This window comes from Paenibacillus sp. IHB B 3084 (genome assembly GCF_001447315.1).
Lineage (GTDB): Bacteria > Bacillota > Bacilli > Paenibacillales > Paenibacillaceae > Paenibacillus.
The window spans coordinates 1,861,760-1,886,414 of sequence record NZ_CP013203.1; the positions used below are offsets into that span (position 1 = coordinate 1,861,760).

Genomic DNA, 24,655 nt, shown 5'->3' on the forward strand with positions numbered 1-24,655 from the left:
CCCCGCTATACGCAGGGGCGCTCATTTTCCGGGTATTCCCGGCTGGACACATATATGATTTCATTCATATGTCAATTTCAGCTCATTACTCATCATTTACGCTTCTTCGATAATTATAACACTCCAAGGCTCTAATTGAAGCGTTTGTCCTTGAGTAACTGTCTGCTCCCCGATCAGCTCCTTGCCGTCTCCATGCGGATACACAACTGAGCTTGCTTGTTCGGAATAGTTAAAATAGTACCGGATCGTCCGTTCCAGCTCATTTGTACCGGATTTAACAATGATCGGATACGACGCTTCCTGGTCCACTCCCCACACTCCCGCCTGCTTCGCGACAGAACGGAACAGCTCACGAATGACCGCCGGGCTTACGACACAGCCGATGTAGATCGCCGTTCCCTGACCATAGCGGTTTTGCGTAATTGCGGCATATTTGCCCCAATACGGATGGTCGTAATAGGCCAACACCTCGGCAGTTGTCGGTGTAATCAGCTCCATCCACGTATCCACCTGATTGTCCTCCGGTGTCACCTCAAAAGGATTATCTTTAAGCGTTACATTCTTCGGCTCCACGAACAGGCTGTAATGAATGCCGCAAGCTTCGCTAATCACGCCCGGCTGCCGGGAGGTTCTCACCTGCACATGCTCATCGGTAAACCCGCTTCGGAACGTGTATACCACATGACCGCCGTTTTCCACATAACGGTTCAGCTTTTCCAGTAACGCATTCGGTGCAGAGTAGAGAACGGGTACGATCAAGAGATCATAGTCGTCAAATGACTCCGTACCCGGATGAACGATATCCGTACCGATATTCAGCTTATACAGCTCGTCATACAAGCGACGTACAATGTCATTGTAATTCAGCGGACTATTCATATTGAACTTGAACCAGTCAATCGACGTTAACGCTTCGTTACTGACGAGGATCGCTGTCTTGTTTTTCTTTTTCAGGTTTACCAGATGAGGGGATAATCTTGCAAAATCCTTCCCAATCGTCTGTGCTTCCTCATAGACAGGATTGGGTTCAAAATCATGACTCAGCAGACCCTTCCAGTAGGTTTCGAAGGAATTATGGATGGAATGCCAATGCCAGTAGGCCACCATATTGGCCCCGGAAGCCAGATGACTGAACGCTTGCAGTCGCAATTGTCCCGGATAAGGAACCCAATGGGTAAAAGCCTGCGCTTCCGTTTCCAGCACCAGATAATTATTATTCTTCGTGGATCGCGCCACATCACCACCGAAGGAAATTTCAATCCCGGTCAAATCATCCTGTGTTGGATGGTAAATATCCACTCCCGTCACATCAAATGCTTGGGATGCCGCAAAATGATCCACATCCCGCTGAATGCCGAAGGAATGGCCTCTCCACTCAAAATCAAAGTTTTGCGTAACAAACTGATCTTCCCGCTTGTATTCATTCACGAGCGCAACCTGCCAGGCGAGGAAATCCGTGACCAGCTTGCGCTGGAATTGGGAAAATGCTGCGCCCAGGCTTCCATTAATCGTCCCGACCACGGAAGGGAAATCCTCCCAGCTATTGATCCGATTGCTCCAGTAATCAAGTCCGAATTTGCGGTTCAGAGCTTCCAGTGATTCAAACTGCTCACGCAAATGCTTAACGAATCGCAATTGTACATTCGGCCCGCTTGTGTTGTAATGCTTCGTTTCGTTATCCGTCTGAAAACCGATGACCGCCGGATGCTGACTCACCCGCCCAATCAGCTTGCGTATAATTCGCTCGGCATGGAACAGGTACACCGGGTTCGTAATGTCCATAATCTGACGGGCACCGTATTTCCCCGGTCCCTGAGGAGTTGTCGCCAATACGTCAGGATGCTCCTTGACCAGCCATGTCGGTACAGCATAGGTGGGCGTGCCCACGATGACCTCAATACCCGCCTTATGCATTGCGTCCAGCACCCGATCCACGGAGGTGAAATCAAACACTCCGTTTTGCGGTTCATGTGTACTCCAGGTGGATTCGGCAATTCGAACCACGTTGATGCCCGCATCCTTCATCATTTGAATATCCTGGTCCAGACGGTCATAAGGCATATATTCATCATAATAAGCAACGCCATACAGTAGCTTTTTCATCAGGTCGTCCTCCAATATGTTCGTAGTAGAGTGTCATGTGCTATGCGCATTATTTTTAAATGCCGTGGCTTTTATGCGGTTTTGACAGAGATTGAACGGCTATGGGTAATTGCCAGCCAGCGCATATCATATGTGGGTTGATGTTGTTTACATAGCTCTTCCTGATTCCAAAATGGAACCGTTTTCAACCGATCCTTATATAAGCACTCTCTTTTATATAAAAGCTTATATTATAGGATTTGTAAACGCTCTTTTATTATAGTTACATGTTAGGTACAATGAGATTGTCTAAGCCGTGTAAAATTTGCCCTAATCGAAGGTGATCTTATGATATTGAATTCTGAAGTTGATCCAGCTCTATTCGAAAATTGCCACTGGCTTCCTATCATTGATTGGAATGTAAAGTTTTTCGGCGCTCATATTCACCGGGTAAAAGCAAACTGGTGTATGCCGGAAGAGTCACATATCGGTTTTGAAATTGTACTGATTTTGGAGGGTCGTCAGGAGACGATCATGGAAAATAACGTGTATTCGGTTGGTGTCGGCGATATTCTGATCATCCCACCGGGATTCAAGCATGTGAGTCAATGTGCTTCCCCAGACGGGATGTATTATTTCAGCACCCATTTTAATATAGATGATCCGTTGTTCCGTCAGGAGATGATTAAGAGCAATCAGCTTTTTTTTCCGGCCGGTACTGAAACGAACAATAAGCTGCAAAAGGTCGTGCACAGCTGGATTGGCATGATGCAGGAGAACGGAGAATATACGACAGCGGATCGTTTTCGCATGCAAATTGCCTTGTTTGAGCTGTTCGGAATATTCTCGCAAATGATATCTACCGGGATGGAGCCTACGCTTTCGCCCTCATCCGTTCAGTATGCCAAGGCCATTATGGAGGCCATTCAATCCAGATTCAAGCCTTATCGGGATGATGAATCTGCCGAGCCGACGTTCCGAATTGAGGATGTGGCAGCCTCCCTCGGGATCAGTCCCGGATACGCACAGGAGGTATTCCGCAAGGTATACGGCTATTCGCCGCGTCACTACCTGTCGGAGACGAAGCTACACGAGGCGAAAGTGCTGATCCAGCAACCCAATCTGCCGCTGAACAAGATAGCTTCTCTGCTCGGCTACTCCAGCTTGGCCCATTTCAGCAGACAGTTCAAGCGCTGGACCGGCACCAGTCCGCTTAAGTACCGCCAAACGCTGAGTCCAGTTACTGATCAGGAGCAAGGTAGCTAAATAGAGACACGGTAACAGAGACTTCACTATTTTCATAGTGAAAAAAGAGCGTGACACCGAGCATCCCGGTTGCCGCGCTCTTTCTATTTTATTGCTATCGACACGTGTTCCATCCAGGATTACTCCTTCAGGGTATTCGGGTCACAGCCTTACATCCCCTATATGCTGGTGTACCACATACATCATCCCCATCAAAAACAAGGCCAGCCCCAAATAACCGATCCCAAATTTCCAGCGTGATGACGTGGGTACTTCGTAATATTTATCATTTTCAAACGGAATGTAATCAATCCCACACAGCAATCTGAGCTGGTACGCATCCGGTGTCGGGATATGCTCCACACCATTCAGCCATACATGCTGGACAAGACACTGCTGTGGCAGCAAAAGCGTCTGCTCCACATCAAGACTTTCCATATACACCGTCACATATTGCTGCCCTTCCAGATCCGAGTAGGTATTAAAGGATAGTCTACGAGTATGCTCCGGTCCGGGCAGTGGGTATCCTTGCTCATAAAGATGCTGTACGTTAACCAGCGGCTTTAGCAATAGAGATTGGACCTTGACCTCTCCTTTATTGCGTTTAACATATTTTTTGTACAAATCGTAGGCAAAAAACGCCCATATCAAGAAAAATAAAAAGGATTTTAAATATACTACTACTACAATTCCACCCAATAGGCCCACCAGCCACAGCCAACGCGTCACTGCCGTGGAAATCCGTCCTCCGTCGAGCGGATGAATCGGCAGCAGGTTGATCAGGTTCAGGAAAAAGCCGACATACGCCAGCGCATACAACAGGGGACTGTCTGTTGCATAGGCTCCTGCGTATACCGCCATAGCCCCAACCGTCCCCAGTAACGGGCCGCCCATCGCCACATAAGCCTCTGTCTGCGCATCCAACGGATGCCGTTTCATCGTAATCAGCGCACCCAGAAAAGGGATAAACAACGGTGCCGACACCGGAAGTCCTTTGCGCTTGGCAGCCCACACATGCCCTAGTTCATGCACAAACAATAGCAGCACAAAACCGACCGCAAATCCCCACGGATAAATGATCGCATATGTGCCAATCGTTATCGCCATAGATATCAGCACACCGCCGAATTTACCGAATTTCAATAGAGCCAACAACGACTTCCCTTTCAAAAGAAGCAGCGCCGCCGCACTGCCTAGATACCATTTGGATGAGCCGGATTTGGACTTAGCCTTTTTATCTTCTTTTTGCAAAAGCATCTGCCCCCTTTCTCTACACCTCCATTGTATCCTTCTATGTACGGCTTGTAAAAACTTCCTTGCTTCAATTAATGTACTGCGTCCGTTCGCTTCATCAATTCAACGTACTGGATTAACTCTGCCTTTTGCTGCTCCAGGACATGAATCCTGTTCGTTAACCCGGCAAAAAAAGCTTCGATTTGGTCCCTGATCACATTAGCCGAATGCCCTCTCCATTCATGCAGACGACCATACAACACCCGCGCCGCTTGTTCATCTGTGCGAAGCTGAGCGAGCAGCCATGTCAGCTCTTTTTCCGCAAGTAATAACTCTTCCAGTTCCACCCGTATTTGTCCGTTCAAATTACTGTCCGCCTCCTATGTATCCTACTGACTATAAAATATATAATCATTATCAGTACCTTGCTACTAGCTGTTGTCAGCTTGGATGAATTGCTCTATCTTGTGCTGAAGGTAATACAGAAATTCATTCGTATGTTGCAAGTACCATTGGCTGAATTCTGTCATGGAGGAATCAAGCTGCGTTACAATCGGTTGTAATCGGCGGCTTTGACTTGTATGCATATAGCGGGAAAGTCTTACCCTCACACGCTGAAAATCCGCATCGCATTGTTGCGCGTTTGCCTTCCATTTTTCGGCTACAGCAAGTAAATGCTCCGGCATGACCTGAATCGTACCCGCAGAAGCAGATGTAGCTGCCGTTACCAGCGCTGCCTTTTGAAATTGAGTTAAGGTCTGCCCCAATTGATGTATCCACCCGTCCACCGTATCCATCAGGTTGAAGTCAGATGGAATACGCGGAGAATCCGCAATTCGTTCGCCTGTTACGGGATCGTACAGCGGATTAGAGATATAGCCATTCTCATCAAACTTATAATACTCAAGGGAGTGATAGTAAGGTCCGCCCAACGTGTTGTCAATTTGCTCTTTTAACCCTATGCCGTCATTAGCCGTTTGATAATTACTGTTGATATGGTAAGAAGATCCTACGTGAAGATCGTATCCTCCCCCAATAAAGCTGGCTATCATATCACCTGGATGAAGGAAATTCGTAATTTGATGGTCAAATTCGCCTTTTTCTGCTTTATCCCTGTATTCTGGCGTCAAGCTGGAAATAACCGAAGGCGCACTGAATGTAACAGCACTCAACCCCGTGTAAGCTGCTGCATATTGTGCATTTCCTCCTCCCAGCGAATGTCCAGTTAGCGAGAAGTTATAGTTCTTGTATTTGCTTTGTAAATCCTTCGCATAGTCCTCTGCCTGATAGAACTGGTTTGAGCTACCGAACAAAGCCCTATCTACACTCTTTTCTTTTTCCCCCATCCAGTTGTTAAATGCCGTGAACCCTAACTCGTCGTCCATTTTCTTCATATTCTCGTTGTAAGCATCCGAATGAATATTTAAACTACCATGAATTTTTCGGTTAATTTCAGGAAGTGCGAGGGTCGCATCGTTATACAAATCCTGTGGATCATCCGTTTCCGTCCCACGATAGGCAATGACAGCCTGTTTCGTTTCTTCGTTGTAGAATGTAGTGGCCGCTAATCCTGAGTCTTCACGATTAATGGAGTCCAGTACCCTCCAGCCTGGAAGCTCTTCTACTTTTCCACCTGCTTCCCGATCTTCATATGCTATTTTTGACATTGTTCTATAAGTTTTATCGTCTACACGAGTTGAAATACTCATTTATAAAAACTCCTGTCATCGCATCTTAAAACAAGATACATTAGTTACAAACTCTAGCTCAGTTCATATCCTTTCTCTAATAAGACCTTCTCTAGCTCAGGGCTAATTATAAAATCAGAGGTTTCCTGTGTCTTATAATTTACTGAAATATCAAAGGTCTGTTCTTTTTGGCCCTTTACATTTCCTTTAAAGTTTATTGAATAAGCTACATACTTTGGTAACTTGTGTTCATAGGTGATTTCTACGTCTAGCTTGTATTTCTCCTTCAAATATTGGACAGCCGTAGCCTTCGCTTTACTAATGAGTTCAGCATCTTCATCTTTATTCACCTTTTGGCATCCTCCTAATATTAAAATTAGAGCTATTAACACCATTATTCCTTTTAGATATCGGTGGCCGATTCTAATCATTCCTTTCATATGCACAACGTCCTATCTTATATCCACAAAATCCCTTTTATGAATTGTACCTTTTCTCTATGGAAACAAACAATACGCCTTTAGGCTTAAGACATGATTAAGTCTACAGCATCAAAAGGATGTAGAAAATCCACGTTCTTAGCTGAATAGTTTCAGTTCAATAATAAAATTATCCATATTTTTCAATAAAATTTCGGTTATGCCCTTATAATATTCGCCTCCAACTATTAATTACTTGTCTAATGAATTTGTATTCGGATAGGTTCCATTTTCGATAAGGACTTTTTCTAATTCGGGACTTATAGCAAAATCCGAAGTTTCTTGAGTTTCGTAATTCACAGAAATGGTGAAATCCTCTTCCGCATGGCCTATTACATTACCATTTATATCGACCTTACTTGTTACATAAGTTGGAAACTTTTTTGCATATGTGATTTCTACATTTAATTTATACTTATCCTTCAAATACTGGACAGCCGTATCCTTAGCTTTATGAATTAATTCAGCATCTTCATCTGTATTCACTTTTTGACATCCTACTAGTATTAAAATGAGGACTAGACATAACCTCATTCCCCTCAAAAATCCCACTTGTCTAATCTCGATCACCCTCTCTCAGTACGTAGATGTCTTCGTTTATATCCAAAACTCTATTTAGATATAAGAATAAAAATCAGCTACTCCCTTGGTTTATATCCTTTTTCCATAAGAACAGTTTTCAATTCAGGACTGTATAGAAAATTGGAAGTTTCTTGAGTTTTATAATCTACGGAGATTCCAAATGTCTGTTCTTCACGACCTAGGACATTGCCCTTAAAATTCACTTTATAAACCACATAAGTTGGCATTTTTTTTGCATCAGTAATTTCATTTCTACATCAAGACCATATTTGTCTTTCATATGCTTAACTGCCGTAGCCTTGGCTTTACTGATCAGTTCAGCATCTTCATTTTTATTCACCTTTTGGCATCCCACCAGTACTAAAATGAGGGCTATCAATACCAGTATTCCTTTTATAGATTGGTGACTAATCTTCATCATCCTTTCGTGTACATAACAACGATTTAAGCCGAACTCAAAAAATGAGTATAAAAGCGAAGTAGGCAGAATGATGCTGTACAAGTGAAGCGGTGGTGATAAGAAGCACCATCCGGCTACGCAGTGTCACGATAAGAAATTTTTAAGTTCAACTTATATAGCTCAGTTTATGTCCTTTCTTTAACAAGCCCTTTTCCAATTCAGGTTCTATAACAACATTAGAAATTTCCTGATTATTATAATCAATCATTATTCCAAATGTCTGTTCTTTATGGCCAATGACATTCCCCTTGAAAGTGACTACATCGTCCACATACGTTGGTAATTTATGTTCATAGGTAATCTCTACATCCAGCTTGTATTTCTCCTTCAAATACTGAACTGCCGTAGCTTTCGCTTTACTGATCAGTTCAGCATCTTCATCTGTATTCACCTTTTGACATCCTCCGAGTATTAAAATGAGGACTATCCCCAACATCATTCCCTTTACAAATCTGCCACAGCTAATTTTAATCACCTTTTCCACAACGAAGTCATCTTGATCTATATCCACGACGCCCTTTCTCTTTCCATAAATTGTATCGTTAGTTCCCCTGTTCATTCAATAAGCTTTTAGACATAGAACTCATTTCATCCTATAGTAATAAATCGGAAAAGTTTTTCCACCCGTATAGTTTGTTAGTTTCATTTTTCGCATAATATTATCCATATATTTCAATAACCATCCGATGTGTCCACAATCACGCCTGTTCTGTTATCATAAAAGAAAACGGAATGACTCAGGAGAGGATTGCGAACCATGAGCTTTGAACTTACCCGGCGGGTCATTAGACAGCTATGCAGTCAAGCCGCTTATGACGACGGGGATGCCTATTATCGGGCCAAAAGAGTGGCCTTTACGCAAATAGATCATGATGATGGTGTATATGAGGCCACGGTCAAAGGCAGTCGCTTTTATGCCGTTGCTGCTATGATCCGCCCCAACGGCAGTATTCGCGCGGAATGCACCTGTAACACATTTCAGACTACCGGACAGTATTGTAAGCATATTGCTGCCGTTCTCATTAACGCCCATGAAATGCTGCACGGAAAAAGCCTGTCTGTACGTTCTTATGCTTCCAGACTCCATTCGGGCATGACCCCGGATTCAGTAAAAGGAACTGAGAAAGACGGAACCTACACCGCTACTGATGCTCAGCATGATCACGCCCGGACCGCACGCTTCTCTGGCATCACGCAAAGTGACCTCCAACTGACCGACAGTATGCTAAAGTTATTCAGCAGCAAGAAGCCGCTACGCAGCACCCCTACCCTGCTGGATACTCGCGCTGTTCTGGATTTTCAGTTTGTGATTCGGCCCTTTGCCTACGGTTATCAGAAGTACATGTTTGGCATAGAGATGAAAGCCGGACCCAAACGGTTGTATATTGTCCAGAAAATCCGTTCATTTCTCGACAGCATTGATCATGGCGACAGCTACATGTTTACGAGAAACTTTTCATACGAGCCTCAGTTATACCGATTTCGGCTTGAACATGATGCCATTCTCCAGCAGTTGGTTCAAGTTCGCCGCAATGAGCGGATGATCCGGGAAACCTCGGGCACATATTCATCCTCTGGCAGCCACATGAGTGGAGAACGGATGCTGCTCATTCCACCTGCGGCCTGGGAAAAGCTGCTCCCCTTGCTGGCAGCAGCACAGGGCGTCCAGTTTGAGATTCATGGAAACACAACCGAGGGTATTCCTCAGTCAGGCAACATGCTGCCGCTGCAATTTGAATTCGACAAGGCCGAGGCTGAAACCGAAGGCTACCAGCTAAGCATTCAGGGACTGGCTGATCTAACCATTATGGAGGACTACGGCATCGTCATTGCCAATGGCAAGCTCGTAAAGCAGAAGGATGATCCGCTGCGACGTCTGTCCGAGCTAAAACGGATGGTGGAAGTCCACCACAAGCGGAAAATTCAGATTGCACCGGAACAGATGGAGTCTTTTATGGACAAGGTTGTCCCCGGGTTGACGAAGCTTGGACGTGTCCATATGACACGGTCTGTCTCTGAGCGGGTCACACAGCAGCCATTGAAGGCGAAGCTATATCTGGATCGTGTAAGAGACAAGCTGCTGGCAGGACTGGAATTCCAATACGGGGAAATCATCGTGAACCCACTGGAAACCGACGAGCGGAAGCCTGACAACGAGCGTATTCTGATACGGGATGGAGAGCAGGAACAACAAATTTTGGATCTGATGGAGCATAGCTCCTTCGCCAAGACAGACAGTGGATATGTTATGGAAGATGAGGATGCGGAATATGATTTTCTATATCATACGGTGCCACAGCTGGAAAAGCTGGTAGAGGTGTATGCCACGGGTGCTGTTAAATCGAAAGTAAACAACACCCTGCCCACCCCGAAGGTACGAGTAGAGCTAGACGAACGTACCGATTGGCTTGAATTTAAATTTGATATCGAAGGCATTCCGGAATCCGAAATCCGCCTGCTGCTAAAATCATTGGAGGAAAAGCGAAGATATCACCGCTTGCCGAATGGTGCTTTGCTGCCGCTGGAAACAGAGGAATACAAGGAACTGATCCGGTTCATGAACGAAACGGGAATTCGCAAAAGCGACCTGGATGCCGCACAAATTCGCATACCCGTTACGCAAGGACTGTATTTAATAGATCCCCATGATCAAGGGAAGAATCTGACGCTGGGCAAAACGTTTCGCCAACTGCTGGAGAATATTCGTAATCCCGATCATCTCGACTTTCCAGTACCCGATACACTCGCTCCGATCCTGAGAGATTATCAGGTCTACGGCTTTCAATGGCTCAAGACGCTGGCGCATTACCGTTTCGGGGGCATTTTGGCAGATGATATGGGACTGGGCAAAACACTGCAAAGTATCGCCTTCCTCGTCTCTGTGCTGCCGGAAATCCGCAATCAGCAGCTTCCAGCCATGATCGTGTCCCCTGCGTCACTGGTGTACAATTGGCGGAATGAGCTTGAGAAGTTTGCACCCCATATCCGCGTCGCTATTGCAGACGGTAACACGGATGAACGCAGTCGGATCATCAGGGACGCAGCCCGGTATGATGTCATCATCACCTCCTATCCTCTGCTGCGTCGGGATACGGACTTGTACGGCAAGCTATCGTTCCACACGCTGATTCTGGACGAGGCGCAGGCATTCAAGAACCATGCCACCCAAACAGCACAGAGCGTGAAGGATGTAAAAGCCCGTTATCGTTTTGCCCTTACTGGAACGCCGGTGGAAAACACACTGGAAGAGCTATGGTCCATCTTCGATGTTGTATTTCCCGAGCTATTTCCCGGTGGCAAAAGAGCATTTCACAATCTCACCCGGGATGTGATCGCCAAGCGGGTACGACCGTTTCTGCTGCGCCGCCTCAAGAGCGACGTCCTGAAGGAGCTGCCGGAAAAAATCGAATCCGTTCAGGTATCGCGGCTCCTGCCGGATCAGAAGAAGCTGTATACGGCCTATCTGGCCAAGCTCCAGCATGAGACATTAAAGCATCTGAATGAGGAAGGCTTCCAGAAAAACAGGATCAAGATCCTTGCGGGTCTGACCCGGCTTCGCCAGCTCTGTTGTCATCCGGGCTTGTTCATTGAGGGCTACACCGGAAGCTCAGCCAAGTTTGAGCAGTTGCTTGAGATCGTTACGGAATGCCTTAGCTCGGGCAAGCGGATGCTCATCTTTTCACAATTCACGACGATGCTTCAAATGATCGGACGTGAGCTTGCTCAGGAAGGAGTGCCCTACTTTTATCTAGACGGGCAGACTCCTGCTTTGGAACGCGTGGAGCTGTGCAGCCGTTTTAATGAAGGAGAACGCGATCTGTTCCTGATATCTCTGAAAGCAGGAGGAACCGGCCTGAATCTCACCGGAGCAGATACCGTCATTTTGTATGATCTGTGGTGGAATCCAGCTGTAGAGGAACAGGCTGCCAATCGCGCACACCGGATGGGCCAGAAAAAAGTCGTGCAGGTGATTCGTCTCGTCGCGCAAGGTACGGTAGAGGACAAGATGTATGAATTACAGCAAAAAAAGAAAAATCTCATCGATCAGGTCATCCAACCGGGACAAGAAACCCTTTCGGCACTGACTGAGCTGGAGATTCGTGAACTGTTAATGATCTAGGCTGCGTCATTTTTCATAGAAGAGACTTCTGGATCATACCGCCTGACGCTGAAAGAATTCTATGTTCTCATGTTTCTTACCTGCACATCGCCGTGTGGCTCACGCGGCTGTGCAGGTTATTTTTTGTGATCAGACAAACCACCCGATCAGTAATGACCGTCCCTCTTTCTTCACAATCCCTCCAACCTGAAATGACTGGGGATATTTTTCAATGTTCAAACCATAACCAGAGCCCGTGAAATGGTACATTCCACGGACCTTGCATAGTTGAGTATAGTGGATTAATTTGAATGATGCTGTACATTAACAATGTGGATTCGTAAATGTTCTTGTTGTTGAAGCTCTCCAAAAACCCTTATTTATATAAGAATTTAGATAATCCATAATTACTTGTTCGATGCAACCATATTTATTTGTATTGTACAACTATAAAATTTCATATCAATCATTTATTTAAAATTATAACTATTCCAATAATCTGATGAACCACCACATTAAGGAGGAACTTATAATGAACCATCCTCTTCATGATTCTCACAGGAATAAAGCAGTGGAGCTTATTGAGTATGAGTTAACAACATTTATACGCCGCGCAGTATATATTGATCAGTCTGAGCACAAAATCGGCACTTTGGAGCGCGCCACGTATCTGCTATTGAGGCAGCTCATGGAGTATGGCCCCACTCGTGTAAAAACGCTCGCAAATATGTTTCTGCTCGATATTTCTACCGTCAGCAGGCAAACGGCCGCATTGGAAACCAAGGGACTGATTCGCCGTCTATCCGACCCTTCGGACGGGCGCGTCAGCCTGTTTGAAATCTCGGAGCTGGGTAAGAAACTGTTGCTGAAAGACAAGAAAATGAGAGTAGCCCGGTATTGCGAAATGCTGGAGAGCTGGACAGATGAGGAACAGGAAAAATTCGGGGAGCTGTTAGTAAGGCTGAACAAAACCTACATTGAGGGATAACCCCATACAGATGTCATAAAGCAAGATGCCACTGAAAAAATCTAAAACAAAAGGTCCAATTGCGGTAGAAGCACCCCGCAATTGGACCTTTTGTTAATCCTGCTTCAATACTCTAACTTCAATGGGAACCAGATTAGACTCAATCACGGAACGCTGAGGCTCAAACCACTCTGGCAGCATCAGCTTGTGCCCCAATTCGTTCAGCTCCTCATCCACGGTAAAGCCGGGTGGATCGGTCGCAATCTCGAACAAAATACCACCTTGCTCCCGGAAGTATACAGCATTGAAGTATTGCCGATCCACAATGCCGCTTGTCCCAAATCCATGCTGGCGAACCGTTTCGTTCCACACCTGATGTTCTGCATCATCCTGCGCACGCCAGGCGATATGGTGAACTGTACCCGCGCCGCCGTTACCCCACGGCACATCTTTTACTGGAATGTCGATCAGGTTGCCCAAATCTCCAGTCGCCTGATAGCGGATGTAGCCTGCATCTGCATCTTCTCCGATGGGAGTCATTCCCAGAATGTTCTCCAGCACGCCTTGCGTATGCTTGGAATTAGCACTGAACAGCACTGCGCCGCCGAAGCCCTTGATCGCTTTATCCGCTGGCACGCCGCCTGCCGTCCACGTGTTGGCCGGGCCTTCTTCCCGCTCCACCAGCTCAAGACGCAAGCCTTCATTATCCTGAAACTGAATAAATGATTCGCCGAAACGAGCTGATTTTGTGAAGGATACCTTCAAGCTGTGCAGGCGATTTTCCCAATAATCCAGAGTACCCGGCGGCACTACATACGTTGTAATTCCTACCTGCCCGCCTCCGAGCTTGCCCTTGCGTGTACCCGGAGCCGGAAAAAAGGTAATGATCGTTCCCGGGCTGCCTTCTTCATTACCAAAATACAGATGATATACTTCAGGAGCATCAAAATTAATCGTCTTTTTAATCAATCTCAACCCAAGCACGCCTGCGTAAAAATCTACATTACCCTGCGGGTCTGCTGCAAAGGACGTGATATGGTGAATTCCTGCGGTTTTCAATGACATCTCAATCACTCCTTTGGATAGTCTCATATATTATAAATTTCAAAATCCGTTGTAGCTGACAAATTGTCCAACCGGCTTGCGGTATCCCCGCGCCCGCTGACCAGATACATCTTCTTTACCCAAAGTAATCAGCATAACTGGCACGAAATTTTCTGGAATATTCAATACTTCCCGTACCTTCTCCGGGTCAAAACCGATCATCGGACAAGTGTCCCATCCTTTGTCCTTAGCAATCAACATGAACTGCATGGCAGACAGGCTGGCATTGCGGATCGCTTCTTCTCTTTGGAAAACAGGTCCCCGCTCGCGATAAAACTGGGTTACCGATTCCACCGTGCTGTCATACTCCTGCTTACTCAGGACGCCCAGGTTCAGAAATCCCTCATTAAGGTCAGCTACTTTCGTATATGCCTCTGTATCCCCCAGTACCACAATGGTCGCCGAAGCCGTTAATATTTTATACTGTTTACTTGCCTCATCATGCAGTCTTTGTTTCGTATCCGAATCCTGTACCACAATATAGCGTGCATGCTGTAAATTAAAAGCCGATGGAGCAAACTTCACCAGCTGGAATATCTCTTCCAGTTCTTTTGCATCTATTGTAACATCAGGGATAAATTTAGAAGCTGATCTTCTCTCTTGAATAATATTCACCAGTTCGCTCATGTTCAGTTCCACTCCTCAATATTATTCTCAAATGAATTATCTTTAAATTAAGAATATATCTTCAAAACCTTTCTGTCAAGTAAAACTATAAAAAATGTTAGTAAATATGTACTTAACCCTGTAGCGCGTATGAGAAGGATTTTACATAGAATCATCGTCAAACACACCTTTCACAGATCAGCTGCCCGTATTCTCATCGTAATCGCTTCACGCTGCGCTTTGGTCAAGCTTTTGAACACTAGCTCATATGAATGGTCAATCATGCTATATAAATCCTCTAATGGGAAGGTAGGATCAACCGTTACCGTGTTCCAATGCTTTTTATTCAAATGATAGCCTGGCTTAATCGCCTTGTTTTGCTCACGCAGGTTTTCCGCAATAACCGGATCACATTTCAGAGATACTTGGCAAATACCGTTCGCTTGCCTCAGAAGAGCAAATACTTTGCCTCCCACCTTCAGCACCAGTGGCTCAGGACCAAAAGGGTAATCCTCTATCGCTTCTTTTTTGCTTAGACCATACGTTACAATTTGCTCGTACATTAGCCTTCTCTCCTCTGCTCTAGTCATCATCCTATGAATCTTATTAAAGTCGTATTTGATCCTAATTATATCACCTCCGCACTCTTCAAATACACCACGTCCATGCTACAATTAGGGTATCTGTGCCAAAAGGAGAGTCATTATGGATACCATTACACATACATTGTTCGGCTTGGCCTTATACGGCGCAGTCAAGAAGCCGGACATGACGCGCAAGCAAAAGGGCGCACTGCTATTCACTACTGTTATTGGCTCGCAAATCCCTGATATAGATGTGATTTCTACGTTGTGGGATGTGTCGGGGCGATACCAGATGTGGCACAGGGGTCTTACCCATTCGCTGTTCCTCGTTCCCGTATGGGCGGCATGTATTGCCTTGCTGGTGCGCTTGCTCTTCCGACAATCCGGCTGGCGGTGGTTTGGAATAGCCCTGCTAGCTGTGTTCATTCACGATACGAGCGACCTGTTTAACGCTTGGGGCACAGGGTATTTTGAGCCTTTCTCGCAGATGAGAGTGACCTTCGGAACGATTCCGATTGTGGACCTTGTTCTATGGGCGTTGATGCTGGCGGGATTCCTCTATGTCCGCTTCCGGCGTTCTGCCCGGATATCCTCAATGGCTGTCTACCGGATCGTCTGGGTGCTGATGGCGCTGCATTTCGCCGTCCAGACTGCCCAAGGTATGCTGATTCTGCACCAGCAAAAGACACAAGCACCTTATGAGCAGGCAGCGCTATCTGCCGATTTTGTACCCGGTGTGTTTACGGTAATTAGCAAAAAGGACTCCGTGGTCACCTTGAGCAAAGGCTCCCTCTGGACAGGCTTTCACACGGTGGCAATGCTGCCATCCAAGGATGAGGCCAATCTAGATTCGCTGTTTGCTGGCAATCCGAAGGCGCAAACGCTTGTGCAATGGTCGCCCTTCGTGGTTGTAGTAGACGACGGACAGCGTCTGGGCGTATATGACCCGCGTTTCTATCGGGAGGGTCAATCCTTTCTATATGAATCTATCGACCGTCCGTGACCTCATACACGTCCTAAAGATTTAGCGATATTTCATTTAGTGTATCTGCCAAGCTGACAGCCCTTTCACTTCCGAATAGGAAGTTGGAGGGGCTTGTTTTGTTCATATAGTAGAGAATGTTATGCAACAGCCCTATATTTTGGTATACTTCCGTGAGAGGCTGTATCGATACATTCGAATGGTACTCTAGTTAGTGTAATTCAAATATGTAGATGTGTGAGCCTATGGAGGTGAACTCGTTGGATTTTGCTCTGATCCGCAAGGACCGAGACAAAAGAACGGTCGCAAATTGACTCTTTTTTTGCCTTTCGGACCTTTTCAGCCATATGCTGAAAGGTTTTTTTTGTGATCTAAAATAAAGGTAGGAAAGGATTTGAATGCAACCATGGCAACCTCGAAAGCACTTAATATTTTGCAATTGAAGAAAATGAAACGAGAAGGTTTACCTATAAGTATGATTACGGCGTATGACTATCCATCTGCTCGTTTGGCTGAGGAAGCCGGGATCGATATCATCCTTGTCGGTGATTCCGTAGGTAATGTGTTATCTAATTATAACTCCACACTGCCCGTCACTATGGACGATATGGTCTATCATACACGGTCTGTCGTGCGCGGTGCGGAACATACTTTTATTGTCGCGGATATGCCATTTATGACGTACCACGGGAGTAGTGAAGAAGCCCTTACTAATGTGCGCAGGCTCATGCAAGAGGGACATGCCCATGCCGTGAAACTAGAAGGGGGGATGGAAATTTGCGACACCGTGAAGCGAATTGTTCAATCCGGCGTCCCACTGCTGGGGCATATCGGACTTACACCACAGTCTGTGCATCAAATCGGCGGATACTTCATTCAAGGTAAAAACTCACAGGCCGCTGAGCGCCTTTTAAATGATGCCCGGGCCCTGGAGCAAGCGGGAGCTTTTGCCATCGTATTGGAGCTGGTGACAGAGGAAGTGGCGAAGAGCATTACCCGAGAGGTATCTATTCCGGTCATTGGCATCGGTGCGGGGAGATACTGTGATGGCCAGGTTTTGGTGTATCATGACATGCTGCAATACTCAGCTCCTTACCGAGAGAAAAAGTTCGTAAAAACCTATTCAGATATAGGTACTTTGATTCGCAACAGCGTCGGGCAATACGTCGAAGATGTGAAGAATCGTTCTTTTCCGGGCGAGGAGCATGTTTTTAAGGCAGATGAGAACGTAGTAGAAGGACTATACGGGAATGCAAAAGGAAAGGCAGGGACCCTATAATGCGATTTCTGATTGTAGGTGCAGGGGCGATTGGAGGCTATTTCGGGGGACTTCTTGTTCAAAAAGGAGAAGACGTGACCTTCTTCGTACGTCCTTCCAAAAAATCTCAGTTGAAAGAGAACGGTCTAATTGTTAAAAGTGTTCATGGGAATTTTCAGACGCCAATCCGTGCTATTACAAATGGTGAAGCTGCCGATCCGTTCGACTGTATTATCATTTCGGTCAAAGCGTATCATCTTTCCCAATTGCAATTCGATCTTGAGCCTTATGTCGGTGATCATACCATGATTCTTCCGTTACTTAATGGTTACGAACATTTTGACTTTTTGCGCAAGCAATTCGGTTCTGAAAAAGTGCTGGGCGGACTTTGTTATATTGAAACTACGCTGGATCATGATGGTTCTGTTGTTCAGACAAGTCCGTTCCACCGTATCGTCTTCGGTGAATGGAACGGAGTGCAATCAGAGCGTACACAACTGCTGCTGAATCATCTCGATCATGCAGGCTTCACAGTGGCACGAAGTCAGGATATCCAGCGTGAAGTTTGGCAGAAATATATATTTATTGCCAGCTTGAGTGGAATTACAACACTGATGGATGCCCCGGTTGGGACTATACTTGCCACGGCAGAGTCACGTGCCATATACGAAAAGTTGTTGCATGAGATTGTCACACTTGCTCGCAACGCAGGGATGCCGATTGATTCAGAGATGGAAGCTCATACACTGAAAACGATGGAGTCCTTACAACCAGAGATGATGTCATCCATGCAACGTGATATGTATAAAAAGCTTCCGATTGAAGCCAGTCACCTGCATGGTTCACTTCTTGCATTGGCTTCTGCCAGTAATACTGTTTATCCCATACTCGAAACGGTATATGCCCGATTAAAGGTATATGAGAGCTTATTAGTCACCGTCTAAAATTCAAACTTTAAAGTCATCTAAAAGGGGGCAGCGGCAGCTTCGAAGGTGAAAATGAAATCTTAGACTGCCGCTGCTTTTCCTTTATTAAACTTTAAAAATCTAAAGAGTTCCTGTGCTTAAGCAAGCTTGCTCAAGCCCTTGAAGTAATGCTTCTAGCTCCTGCCTAGTTTCAGCGTTTGTAATTTCACCTTCCTGATTTAGCTTCAAGGTGATATGCGGAATAATGACCTTTCCATTCTCCACAATCTCTGCATTGATCATTTGCAATGTGAGCAGCAGCGAGGCATGCGCCAGATTGCCGCCCATAGGAGACGGTGATGCACTAATGACCGCTGTAGGTTTATTTACAAACTCACCTGAAGATACGAGCCAATCCAAAGCATTTTTCAAAGCACCCGGCACACCATTCCCATATTCCGGTGTACAGATCAGCACTCCATCCACTTGTTTCAATTGTTCCCGTAGCTCTCTTACGGAAGCTGGCCCCTCATCTACATCCAAGTCAGGGTTAAAATGCGGAAGATCCCCCAATCCATCATAGACTGTGAACATCATATTTTCAGAAGCCAGCCCTATAGTAGCCTTCATAAGCGCTGTATTGGAGGACTTTTGACGAAGGCTACCCGATATAGCCAATACCTTAATTTTCTGTTCCATCCGTATCATCTCATTTCTTTTAACTTGATCTAATCTTGCATATTCAGTGTACTAGCTAACAAGAGAATTAAAAAGTAGGTGAGAACGCGGAATCGACCATATTGGAATCACGGTACCTGACGTGGAACAGGCAACGACCTTTTTACAGGACGCCTTCGGGGCCGACATCTGCTATGATGCCCTCAACAAGCCGGAGGAACACTCTTGTCCCCTCCACATGCGCTAACCGGAATTGAAGCAGGAGCACGTAACCAGTTTGTATATGGAAGATCACCCTGGGGAACGATCATTGAACTGATTAGCTACCCTGACGGTATTCATTATCCCCAAGAAAGCGAAACGTACCGTTGGACACCTCCTGCATGATAATGCAGCGTCAGCGATCCTTCCTATGCATAAAAGGGTAATAAAAAAATGCCTGCGGTTTCGCAGGCATTTGTGATAAACCAATGGCCTTATATACAAGGCCGGAATCTGTGGCGCTGAGTTAAGTATCCTTCTCTTGCTTGCGTTTTACCCCAATTAGATCGAGGAAGAAAACAAACAGCGGAATACCTACAATCAAGCCCCAAATTCCAATCAGATGTTCAGAGAAAATCAATACGACAAAGGTAAAGAAGATCGGTAAATTGGTTTTGGAAGACATCAGCTTCGGATTCAGGAAATAGGCTTCAATGGCATGTATCACCACAATCAGAATAACCAGATAAATGACATATTGAATGCCGCCGACACTGAAAGCAATCAGACCGAGCGGCGCCAGCGAGATAAACACACCTGCCACCGGTACCAATCCCAGCACGAATATGATGAGCGCAAGACCCAGCAGATTAGGAAAGCCCATAATCCAGAGCGCTATCGTGGTCAAGATACAGTTAATCAGTGAAATCAGCAGTTGAGCCTCCAGCACCTTCCCGAACGTGCCCAGGAACATACGACCAAAATGGCCCACTTCCTTGAAAAACCAACCCAGCTTGCTATCCACAAACGTTGCTGTAAAGCGTGTAATATAGGATTTTTCCATCAGGAAGAATAAGCTCAAAATAATCGAGACCAGCAGTTGTGTTCCCAATTGACTGACCTTCATCACTGCATTCAAGCCCGGCTCAAATAGCCGCTGGACATTCAACGTATCCATAAACTCAATGATCGTTTCATTCCATTGATTAAGATTAGGGTGCAAATACGCTTGCTGAATCATAAGATACACCTGCTTGACCTGTATGCTGATTAGCGGCACCATTCGGTAAACGCCCCACACCATAATCAGGATTAGCAGCCCATACACCAGTAGCAGCACGACCATTGACGGCACATTGACGAACCGCTTGACCAGCTTATTCACTCCGTTATATATGCTACCAATCAAGATCGTAAGCAGCAGTGTTAACAACATAATATTCATCATGCTTCTTAACATAAACAACAGCAAAACGATTATCGCAAGGACGGCTACCCGCCTGACGCCCGCATGATTCATCCAGTTTCTTACCATTCGTCTTTATTCCCTCTTTCCCACTTGACTGTCAACCTTGTAATCTGTCCTAACGATCAGCTTTCTCTTTTTAACAATTTACTGTTAGCGATCAATAGAGAACCTACCATGACCAGGATGGCAATGGACCACCAAAATGTGTTCTTGGCATCATCGTGATCTACAATAATGAGCCTGATGACGGCCGTGATACCGATATAGATAAAATAACGCAAGGGAAAATGGAGATTGGTTTTAAAGTACTTAACAATTAATGCAATGAACTCAAAATACAAGAAAAATACAAGCAGTTCCTCAGTGAATTCATAGTAATTCTTATCCGACTCTGTAGACAAAAAAACATAGGAAAAGATGGACCATGTTTCTCTCAGCAGCAAGAAGCTTAAAATCAGTCCGACCAAAAACAACGAGATATTCAAGATCATTTGCAGAAAACTAGGTAATTTTTCAATATGCTTCATAAAACCGTTCACTATAGATCCCCTCACTGGTTGTACAGTTTCTTTATTATATTATCGGCGGAATACATGAAAAATGCTACATTACTTTTGGTGTAACCTTATTGAAAGTGTATATTTGCTCCGGTAATATAACCAATCGAAATAAAAACGAGGGTCCATACGAGTGAGCCTGTGCTTGCCACCAGCATATATTTTCGAACAGGCATTGCGCTTATTCCAGACAAGTAACTTGTCGCATGCCTGACGCCCGGAATGAAATAACCGACCAGAATGGTCCACAGCCCGAAGCGTGCAAACCACCCCTTCACCCTTGCAAACCGCTTCGGTGTCAGCCCGACCCACTTGCCGTGCTTATCCACCAAAGGCTGTCCCAGCTTTTTGCCGAGCGTGTAGCTGATCATCATACCTGTCATGGCCCCCATAAAGCTGACCAGTACAGACATTGAATAATTCAGTACCATAATAGAGGACAGATAGCCGACAAAGACCATAATAATTTCATCAGGAACTGGAAGGCCGATAATCCCGAGAGCAAGAAGTGCAAAAATAGCAATGTACCCGTAATGTGTAATCATGCTCATAGCCCATTCCATAGGGTGCTACCTCCTGATCGGTTTTTTTTTGAAGGACGGGAACGGAATACGGCTAATCATCAGGAAAGACAGCACTACCATGAGCCCAAGCAATAATTCGGGTCGCAAATGCTCACTCCATAAAAACATAAAGGACAAAATAACACCCGCAGCCGTAATTGGCATACCTACGAAGCCTGTACTAAAAGCCATCAAGTTGAATCTTGCCAGCCTCACTGCACCGCATATCACAAACAAAACAGCCACAAGCGGCCCCATCCAATGTGTACCTCCCAGTTGGTAGAACAAGGTCAAGAAAGCAGGGGCAACGCCAAATGAGACCACATCCGCCAGCGAATCGAGCTGCTTGCCAAAATCACTGGAGCAATGCAGCAGCCTTGCCAGCAAACCGTCTAGCACATCCCACAAAGCAGCCACCATAATCAGAATAAAAGCGGTCGTATATTGTTCATGAATCGTGTAAAACAGGGATAGTACCCCTGCCCCCAGATTTGCCATCGTGCATAGTGAAGGCAACCAATTCCATTTCATACTGCTTGACTCCTTTGCCATAGCTTAACCTCCAAATATGACGACAAAACGAACGCCATCCCTGGTATTCTCCGCCATATAGCGAAAATCGTGCAAATCCAAAATCCGTTTGACGATCGACAGTCCCAGTCCCGTTCCCCTGTCTGACGGCTGCGTGAAAGCTCGGCCCGGTAAAACCGTTCCCAAATTTGCTCCAGTTGATCGTCGGGAATCGTTTCTCCTTTATTTTGAATGGAAAAGGTATTGATTTCCCCGGAGCCTTCGATACGGATCGTAATCGAGCTTCCTTCCTCAGCATGCCTTATGGCATTCATGACGAAGTTAAAAATCACCTGCTCCAGCCATCCGGCATCGGCGTGAATCGGCAGCTCATTAGCAGGGATAATGACCGCTTCCAGATGCTTTTCCTTTAGCAGATGGAACAGCTTGTCCACGACTTCCTCCACCAACTCGCTCAGTATAAAAGTCGTTTTGCGAAGCTTGAGGGTGCCGGATTCCAACTTGGCGAGATCCAGCATATCCTTGACCAGCCGCTCCATTTTGTCCGCTTCCTCCACAATCACCTTGATATAGTGGTCCTGCTTCCCGGCACTAACGCCATCCTGTAACCCTTCGGCGAAGCCTTTAACAATACTAAGCGGGGTCTTCAGCTCATGAGAGGCGTTGGCAAAAAAGTCCTGCTGCACAGCCTCCATCCTCTGTTTCTGCTCCATATCCTCAACCAGTTGCTGGTTAGCCTCCTGAAGCTCGCGCAAAGCGGTGTCCAGGTTCTGGGACAAGGTATACATGCTGTAGGACAGGCTGCCCAGCTCATCATTTTGCCGAATCGGTGTATGGGCTGTAAAATCGAGCTTTGCCATCCGCTTGGCGGTCTTGTTCAAGGCAATGAGCGGACGGGTCACCATTCGGGAATAGAACAAGGACAAAATAAGAATCAGTGCAAAACCCCGATGCCCAGGTACAGATAGAACCAGCGCAGAGCTTCATTCGTCTCGCTGATTTCCTGCAACGATGTCACTGTGAACAGCAGGTCGATCTCTCCGGTGCTTTGTCGCACAGGATGGACAATGACCGCATTACGCACACCCGTCCAAGGCTCCTTCCACTCTTCCTCCAGCACTTCAAAATTCTTGAGCTTCTCTAAATGGGTCTGCGACAAAGGAAACCATTCCTCCAAAGCACTAAACAGCAATCCTTGCCGCTGGCTCCAGGTTTTCAGATCCGGCAGCGCAATTTCTGTCACCGTACCGGACAACCTTACACTACCCTCTGTGCTCGACTCTTCCGAGGTCGTTCCTATATGTTTGGAGCCAGGCTTCTGAATGCCTGTCGGATAAATTAAATTGGCAGAAGAGATGCCGTCGGTTTCCAACACTTCACCTTCAACGGTTAATGAGTCGCCCGACTGAATCCGGGCTGCCCTCAGTTCATCTCCAAATTGACTCATAAACAGAGACAGCGATATTTTAACGATCTGCCCGTCTGCTTTTCGGAGATTGATATGGAACGGGTCATCCAGCTTTACTTTGCCGTCCAGCGTGACAATCGCCAACTGGTTCTTATTCTGAAACATAAAACGGGCTGCTTCTCGTGAAACCCTATCGGAGCCCCAGGCTTCCTTGACATAGCTTTGACCGAAGCTTTGCAAACGGCTTTCCACACGCCCGATCTTCTGTTGCTGATAAAAATTTTCAAAAAATAGCAGTTGGCACAAAATCACCATGCCGTAAAAACAAAGAAAAAATACAACGGTCATAATGAACAACTTAAAGGTAACTCCCCGTTTGTTCATTCTTCCTCCTCAAACCTGTAGCCTGTTCCAAAAACAGTTCGGATATGGCGTGATTCACGGCCCAGCTTGCTTCTCAGCTTTTTGATATGCGTATCCACGACCCTCGTGTCTCCTTCAAAGTCGATCCCCACACCCGGCTAAGTATCGCATCCCGTGAAATGACCATACCTTTGTTATGTATAAGCAGCCGCAGCAGCTCATACTCCTTGGGCGTCAGCTCGACTTCCGCCTGATCCACCTCAAGCCGATGAGCCATCGTATTGAGAATGGCCGTGCCGAACCGCAGGACATGCGACTCAGGCAGCACATGGCCCTCCACCCGTTTCATCAGCGCGTTCGCGCGGGCGATCAGCACCTTGGGGCTAAAAGGCTTGGTAACGTAGTCATCTGCTCCCAGCTCAAAGCCCAATATTTTATCATCATCACCAGATTTGGCGGTCAGCAAAATGATCGGCACACCGGAACGGCTGCGAACCTCACGGCATACCTCCCAACCATCCAGCTCCGGCATCATAATATCGAGTATGATCAGGTCGGGCTGCACCGAATCAAACCAGCTTAGCGCATCTTTTCCATTGCCTGCTTCATAGACTTCCCAATTATTCTGCTTAAAATAATCCGCAATGACTTCACGGATACGTATTTCATCCTCCACGAGAAGAACCCTTTTATTCAATCGACTTCCCTCTTTCGGTCATTCTAGGACATCAGCATACCAAAGACATGTGTTCTTTATGTGTTCTTGGCACCTCTTATCAGCAGAATCTACCTTGGATTAGGGCAAATTTGTCTTGGCTCAGACCATCTCAT

24 protein-coding genes and 2 pseudogenes are annotated in these 24,655 nt (G+C 46.0%); 8 read left to right on the plus strand and 18 right to left on the minus strand.

From position 1 onward, the window contains the following. Positions 1-96: 96 nt before the first annotated feature. Positions 97-2,103, minus strand: coding sequence for a beta-galactosidase (locus tag ASL14_RS08710; RefSeq protein WP_134911275.1), 2,007 nt, complete (start codon positions 2,101-2,103; stop codon positions 97-99). A 327-nt stretch (positions 2,104-2,430) separates the two neighbouring features. Here ASL14_RS08710 and ASL14_RS08715 point away from each other — a divergent pair, with 327 nt between their 5' ends. After that, a complete protein-coding gene (locus ASL14_RS08715) occupies positions 2,431-3,348 on the plus strand; it encodes an AraC family transcriptional regulator (protein WP_134911276.1) in 918 nt (305 codons plus the stop codon). A gap of 141 nt (positions 3,349-3,489) precedes the next feature. Here ASL14_RS08715 and ASL14_RS08720 read toward each other — a convergent pair whose 3' ends face one another. The 7 genes from ASL14_RS08720 to ASL14_RS08750 form a co-directional block, all read right to left on the minus strand. After that, a complete protein-coding gene (locus ASL14_RS08720; RefSeq protein WP_134911277.1) occupies positions 3,490-4,578 on the minus strand; it encodes a site-2 protease family protein in 1,089 nt (362 codons plus the stop codon). Between the two features lie 74 nt (positions 4,579-4,652). After that, positions 4,653-4,925, minus strand: a complete 273-nt coding sequence (locus tag ASL14_RS08725; protein WP_134911278.1) for a hypothetical protein — start codon at positions 4,923-4,925, stop codon at positions 4,653-4,655. Between the two features lie 66 nt (positions 4,926-4,991). Beyond that, the gene (locus tag ASL14_RS08730) at positions 4,992-6,269 is read right to left on the minus strand and encodes a Tle-like phospholipase domain-containing protein (protein ID WP_134911279.1); all 1,278 of its coding nucleotides are present in this window, start codon (positions 6,267-6,269) and stop codon (positions 4,992-4,994) included. Positions 6,270-6,322: 53 nt separating this feature from the next. Next, the gene (locus ASL14_RS08735; protein ID WP_134911280.1) at positions 6,323-6,598 is read right to left on the minus strand and encodes a hypothetical protein; all 276 of its coding nucleotides are present in this window, start codon (positions 6,596-6,598) and stop codon (positions 6,323-6,325) included. 321 nt (positions 6,599-6,919) lie between these two features. After that, entirely contained in the window at positions 6,920-7,213 is a 294-nt protein-coding gene (locus tag ASL14_RS08740; RefSeq protein WP_134911281.1) for a hypothetical protein, read from the minus strand. Between the two features lie 295 nt (positions 7,214-7,508). Then, complete coding sequence (locus ASL14_RS27940; protein ID WP_223264258.1) at positions 7,509-7,649, minus strand: hypothetical protein; 141 nt, start codon at positions 7,647-7,649, stop codon at positions 7,509-7,511. 226 nt (positions 7,650-7,875) lie between these two features. Continuing rightward, positions 7,876-8,280 (minus strand): hypothetical protein, encoded by a 405-nt coding sequence (locus ASL14_RS08750; protein ID WP_223264259.1) that lies wholly within the window; start codon positions 8,278-8,280, stop codon positions 7,876-7,878. A gap of 246 nt (positions 8,281-8,526) precedes the next feature. On the opposite strand from ASL14_RS08750, the gene ASL14_RS08755 reads away from it, so the two are divergent. Beyond that, entirely contained in the window at positions 8,527-11,889 is a 3,363-nt protein-coding gene (locus tag ASL14_RS08755; protein ID WP_134911282.1) for a DEAD/DEAH box helicase, read from the plus strand. A 511-nt stretch (positions 11,890-12,400) separates the two neighbouring features. Continuing rightward, on the plus strand, positions 12,401-12,856 hold the full coding sequence (locus ASL14_RS08760) for a MarR family winged helix-turn-helix transcriptional regulator (protein ID WP_134911283.1): 456 nt from the start codon (positions 12,401-12,403) through the stop codon (positions 12,854-12,856). 93 nt (positions 12,857-12,949) lie between these two features. On the opposite strand, the gene ASL14_RS08765 is transcribed toward ASL14_RS08760, so the two are convergent. The 3 genes from ASL14_RS08765 to ASL14_RS08775 form a co-directional block, all read right to left on the minus strand. Continuing rightward, complete coding sequence (locus tag ASL14_RS08765) at positions 12,950-13,900, minus strand: ring-cleaving dioxygenase (protein ID WP_134911284.1); 951 nt, start codon at positions 13,898-13,900, stop codon at positions 12,950-12,952. Between the two features lie 39 nt (positions 13,901-13,939). After that, complete coding sequence (locus tag ASL14_RS08770) at positions 13,940-14,566, minus strand: nitroreductase family protein (protein WP_134911285.1); 627 nt, start codon at positions 14,564-14,566, stop codon at positions 13,940-13,942. 170 nt (positions 14,567-14,736) lie between these two features. After that, the gene (locus ASL14_RS08775) at positions 14,737-15,108 is read right to left on the minus strand and encodes an MmcQ/YjbR family DNA-binding protein (RefSeq protein ID WP_134911286.1); all 372 of its coding nucleotides are present in this window, start codon (positions 15,106-15,108) and stop codon (positions 14,737-14,739) included. 142 nt (positions 15,109-15,250) lie between these two features. On the opposite strand from ASL14_RS08775, the gene ASL14_RS08780 reads away from it, so the two are divergent. From ASL14_RS08780 to ASL14_RS08790, 3 genes are all read left to right on the plus strand, one after another. Further along, positions 15,251-16,132, plus strand: a complete 882-nt coding sequence (locus ASL14_RS08780) for a metal-dependent hydrolase (protein WP_134911287.1) — start codon at positions 15,251-15,253, stop codon at positions 16,130-16,132. 385 nt (positions 16,133-16,517) lie between these two features. After that, on the plus strand, positions 16,518-17,390 hold the full coding sequence (gene panB, locus ASL14_RS08785) for a 3-methyl-2-oxobutanoate hydroxymethyltransferase (RefSeq protein ID WP_134914479.1): 873 nt from the start codon (positions 16,518-16,520) through the stop codon (positions 17,388-17,390). After that, positions 17,390-18,313, plus strand: a complete 924-nt coding sequence (locus ASL14_RS08790) for a ketopantoate reductase family protein (RefSeq protein ID WP_134911288.1) — start codon at positions 17,390-17,392, stop codon at positions 18,311-18,313. The genes panB and ASL14_RS08790 overlap by 1 nt, the downstream gene beginning before the upstream one ends. Positions 18,314-18,415: 102 nt before the next feature. On the opposite strand, the gene ASL14_RS08795 is transcribed toward ASL14_RS08790, so the two are convergent. Beyond that, positions 18,416-18,982: an NADPH-dependent FMN reductase gene (locus ASL14_RS08795; RefSeq protein WP_134911289.1), complete on the minus strand. Its 567-nt coding sequence runs from the start codon at positions 18,980-18,982 to the stop codon at positions 18,416-18,418. Between the two features lie 112 nt (positions 18,983-19,094). Here ASL14_RS08795 and ASL14_RS29255 point away from each other — a divergent pair, with 112 nt between their 5' ends. Both ASL14_RS29255 and ASL14_RS27945 read left to right on the plus strand, forming a co-directional pair. After that, positions 19,095-19,199, plus strand: a complete 105-nt coding sequence (locus tag ASL14_RS29255) for a hypothetical protein (RefSeq protein ID WP_335338617.1) — start codon at positions 19,095-19,097, stop codon at positions 19,197-19,199. Continuing rightward, a complete protein-coding gene (locus ASL14_RS27945; protein WP_223264260.1) occupies positions 19,178-19,339 on the plus strand; it encodes a VOC family protein in 162 nt (53 codons plus the stop codon). The genes ASL14_RS29255 and ASL14_RS27945 overlap by 22 nt, the downstream gene beginning before the upstream one ends. A gap of 121 nt (positions 19,340-19,460) precedes the next feature. On the opposite strand, the gene ASL14_RS08805 is transcribed toward ASL14_RS27945, so the two are convergent. The 6 genes and pseudogenes from ASL14_RS08805 to ASL14_RS08830 form a co-directional block, all read right to left on the minus strand. Beyond that, complete coding sequence (locus ASL14_RS08805; RefSeq protein WP_134911290.1) at positions 19,461-20,468, minus strand: AI-2E family transporter; 1,008 nt, start codon at positions 20,466-20,468, stop codon at positions 19,461-19,463. 56 nt (positions 20,469-20,524) lie between these two features. Continuing rightward, positions 20,525-20,941, minus strand: coding sequence for a phosphate-starvation-inducible protein PsiE (psiE, locus tag ASL14_RS08810; RefSeq protein WP_134911291.1), 417 nt, complete (start codon positions 20,939-20,941; stop codon positions 20,525-20,527). Between the two features lie 86 nt (positions 20,942-21,027). Beyond that, positions 21,028-21,522, minus strand: coding sequence for a DedA family protein (locus tag ASL14_RS08815; protein WP_134911292.1), 495 nt, complete (start codon positions 21,520-21,522; stop codon positions 21,028-21,030). A 6-nt stretch (positions 21,523-21,528) separates the two neighbouring features. Continuing rightward, a complete protein-coding gene (gene pssA, locus ASL14_RS08820; protein ID WP_044645397.1) occupies positions 21,529-22,053 on the minus strand; it encodes a CDP-diacylglycerol--serine O-phosphatidyltransferase in 525 nt (174 codons plus the stop codon). A gap of 24 nt (positions 22,054-22,077) precedes the next feature. After that, positions 22,078-23,845 (minus strand): annotated as a pseudogene (locus tag ASL14_RS29260) (sensor histidine kinase). Then, positions 23,842-24,521 (minus strand): annotated as a pseudogene (locus ASL14_RS08830) (response regulator transcription factor). Before ASL14_RS08830 ends, ASL14_RS29260 begins: the two co-directional pseudogenes overlap by 4 nt. Positions 24,522-24,655: the final 134 nt, after the last annotated feature.

Bases quoted from the DNA above. Each gene is read 5' to 3' on its own strand.
- ASL14_RS08760 (WP_134911283.1), top strand. From the start codon at position 12,401: ATGAACCATCCTCTTCATGATTCTCACAGGAATAAAGCAGTGGAGCTT.
- ASL14_RS08765 (WP_134911284.1), bottom strand. From the start codon at position 13,900: ATGTCATTGAAAACCGCAGGAATTCACCATATCACGTCCTTTGCAGCA.
- ASL14_RS08730 (WP_134911279.1), bottom strand. From the start codon at position 6,269: ATGAGTATTTCAACTCGTGTAGACGATAAAACTTATAGAACAATGTCA.
- panB (WP_134914479.1), top strand. From the start codon at position 16,518: ATGGCAACCTCGAAAGCACTTAATATTTTGCAATTGAAGAAAATGAAA.
- ASL14_RS08815 (WP_134911292.1), bottom strand. From the start codon at position 21,522: ATGGAATGGGCTATGAGCATGATTACACATTACGGGTACATTGCTATT.
- ASL14_RS08805 (WP_134911290.1), bottom strand. From the start codon at position 20,468: ATGGTAAGAAACTGGATGAATCATGCGGGCGTCAGGCGGGTAGCCGTC.
- ASL14_RS08780 (WP_134911287.1), top strand. From the start codon at position 15,251: ATGGATACCATTACACATACATTGTTCGGCTTGGCCTTATACGGCGCA.
- pssA (WP_044645397.1), bottom strand. From the start codon at position 22,053: ATGAAATGGAATTGGTTGCCTTCACTATGCACGATGGCAAATCTGGGG.
- ASL14_RS08770 (WP_134911285.1), bottom strand. From the start codon at position 14,566: ATGAGCGAACTGGTGAATATTATTCAAGAGAGAAGATCAGCTTCTAAA.
- ASL14_RS08755 (WP_134911282.1), top strand. From the start codon at position 8,527: ATGAGCTTTGAACTTACCCGGCGGGTCATTAGACAGCTATGCAGTCAA.
- ASL14_RS08710 (WP_134911275.1), bottom strand. From the start codon at position 2,103: ATGAAAAAGCTACTGTATGGCGTTGCTTATTATGATGAATATATGCCT.
- ASL14_RS08775 (WP_134911286.1), bottom strand. From the start codon at position 15,108: ATGTACGAGCAAATTGTAACGTATGGTCTAAGCAAAAAAGAAGCGATA.
- ASL14_RS08790 (WP_134911288.1), top strand. From the start codon at position 17,390: ATGCGATTTCTGATTGTAGGTGCAGGGGCGATTGGAGGCTATTTCGGG.
- ASL14_RS08715 (WP_134911276.1), top strand. From the start codon at position 2,431: ATGATATTGAATTCTGAAGTTGATCCAGCTCTATTCGAAAATTGCCAC.
- ASL14_RS08795 (WP_134911289.1), bottom strand. From the start codon at position 18,982: ATGATACGGATGGAACAGAAAATTAAGGTATTGGCTATATCGGGTAGC.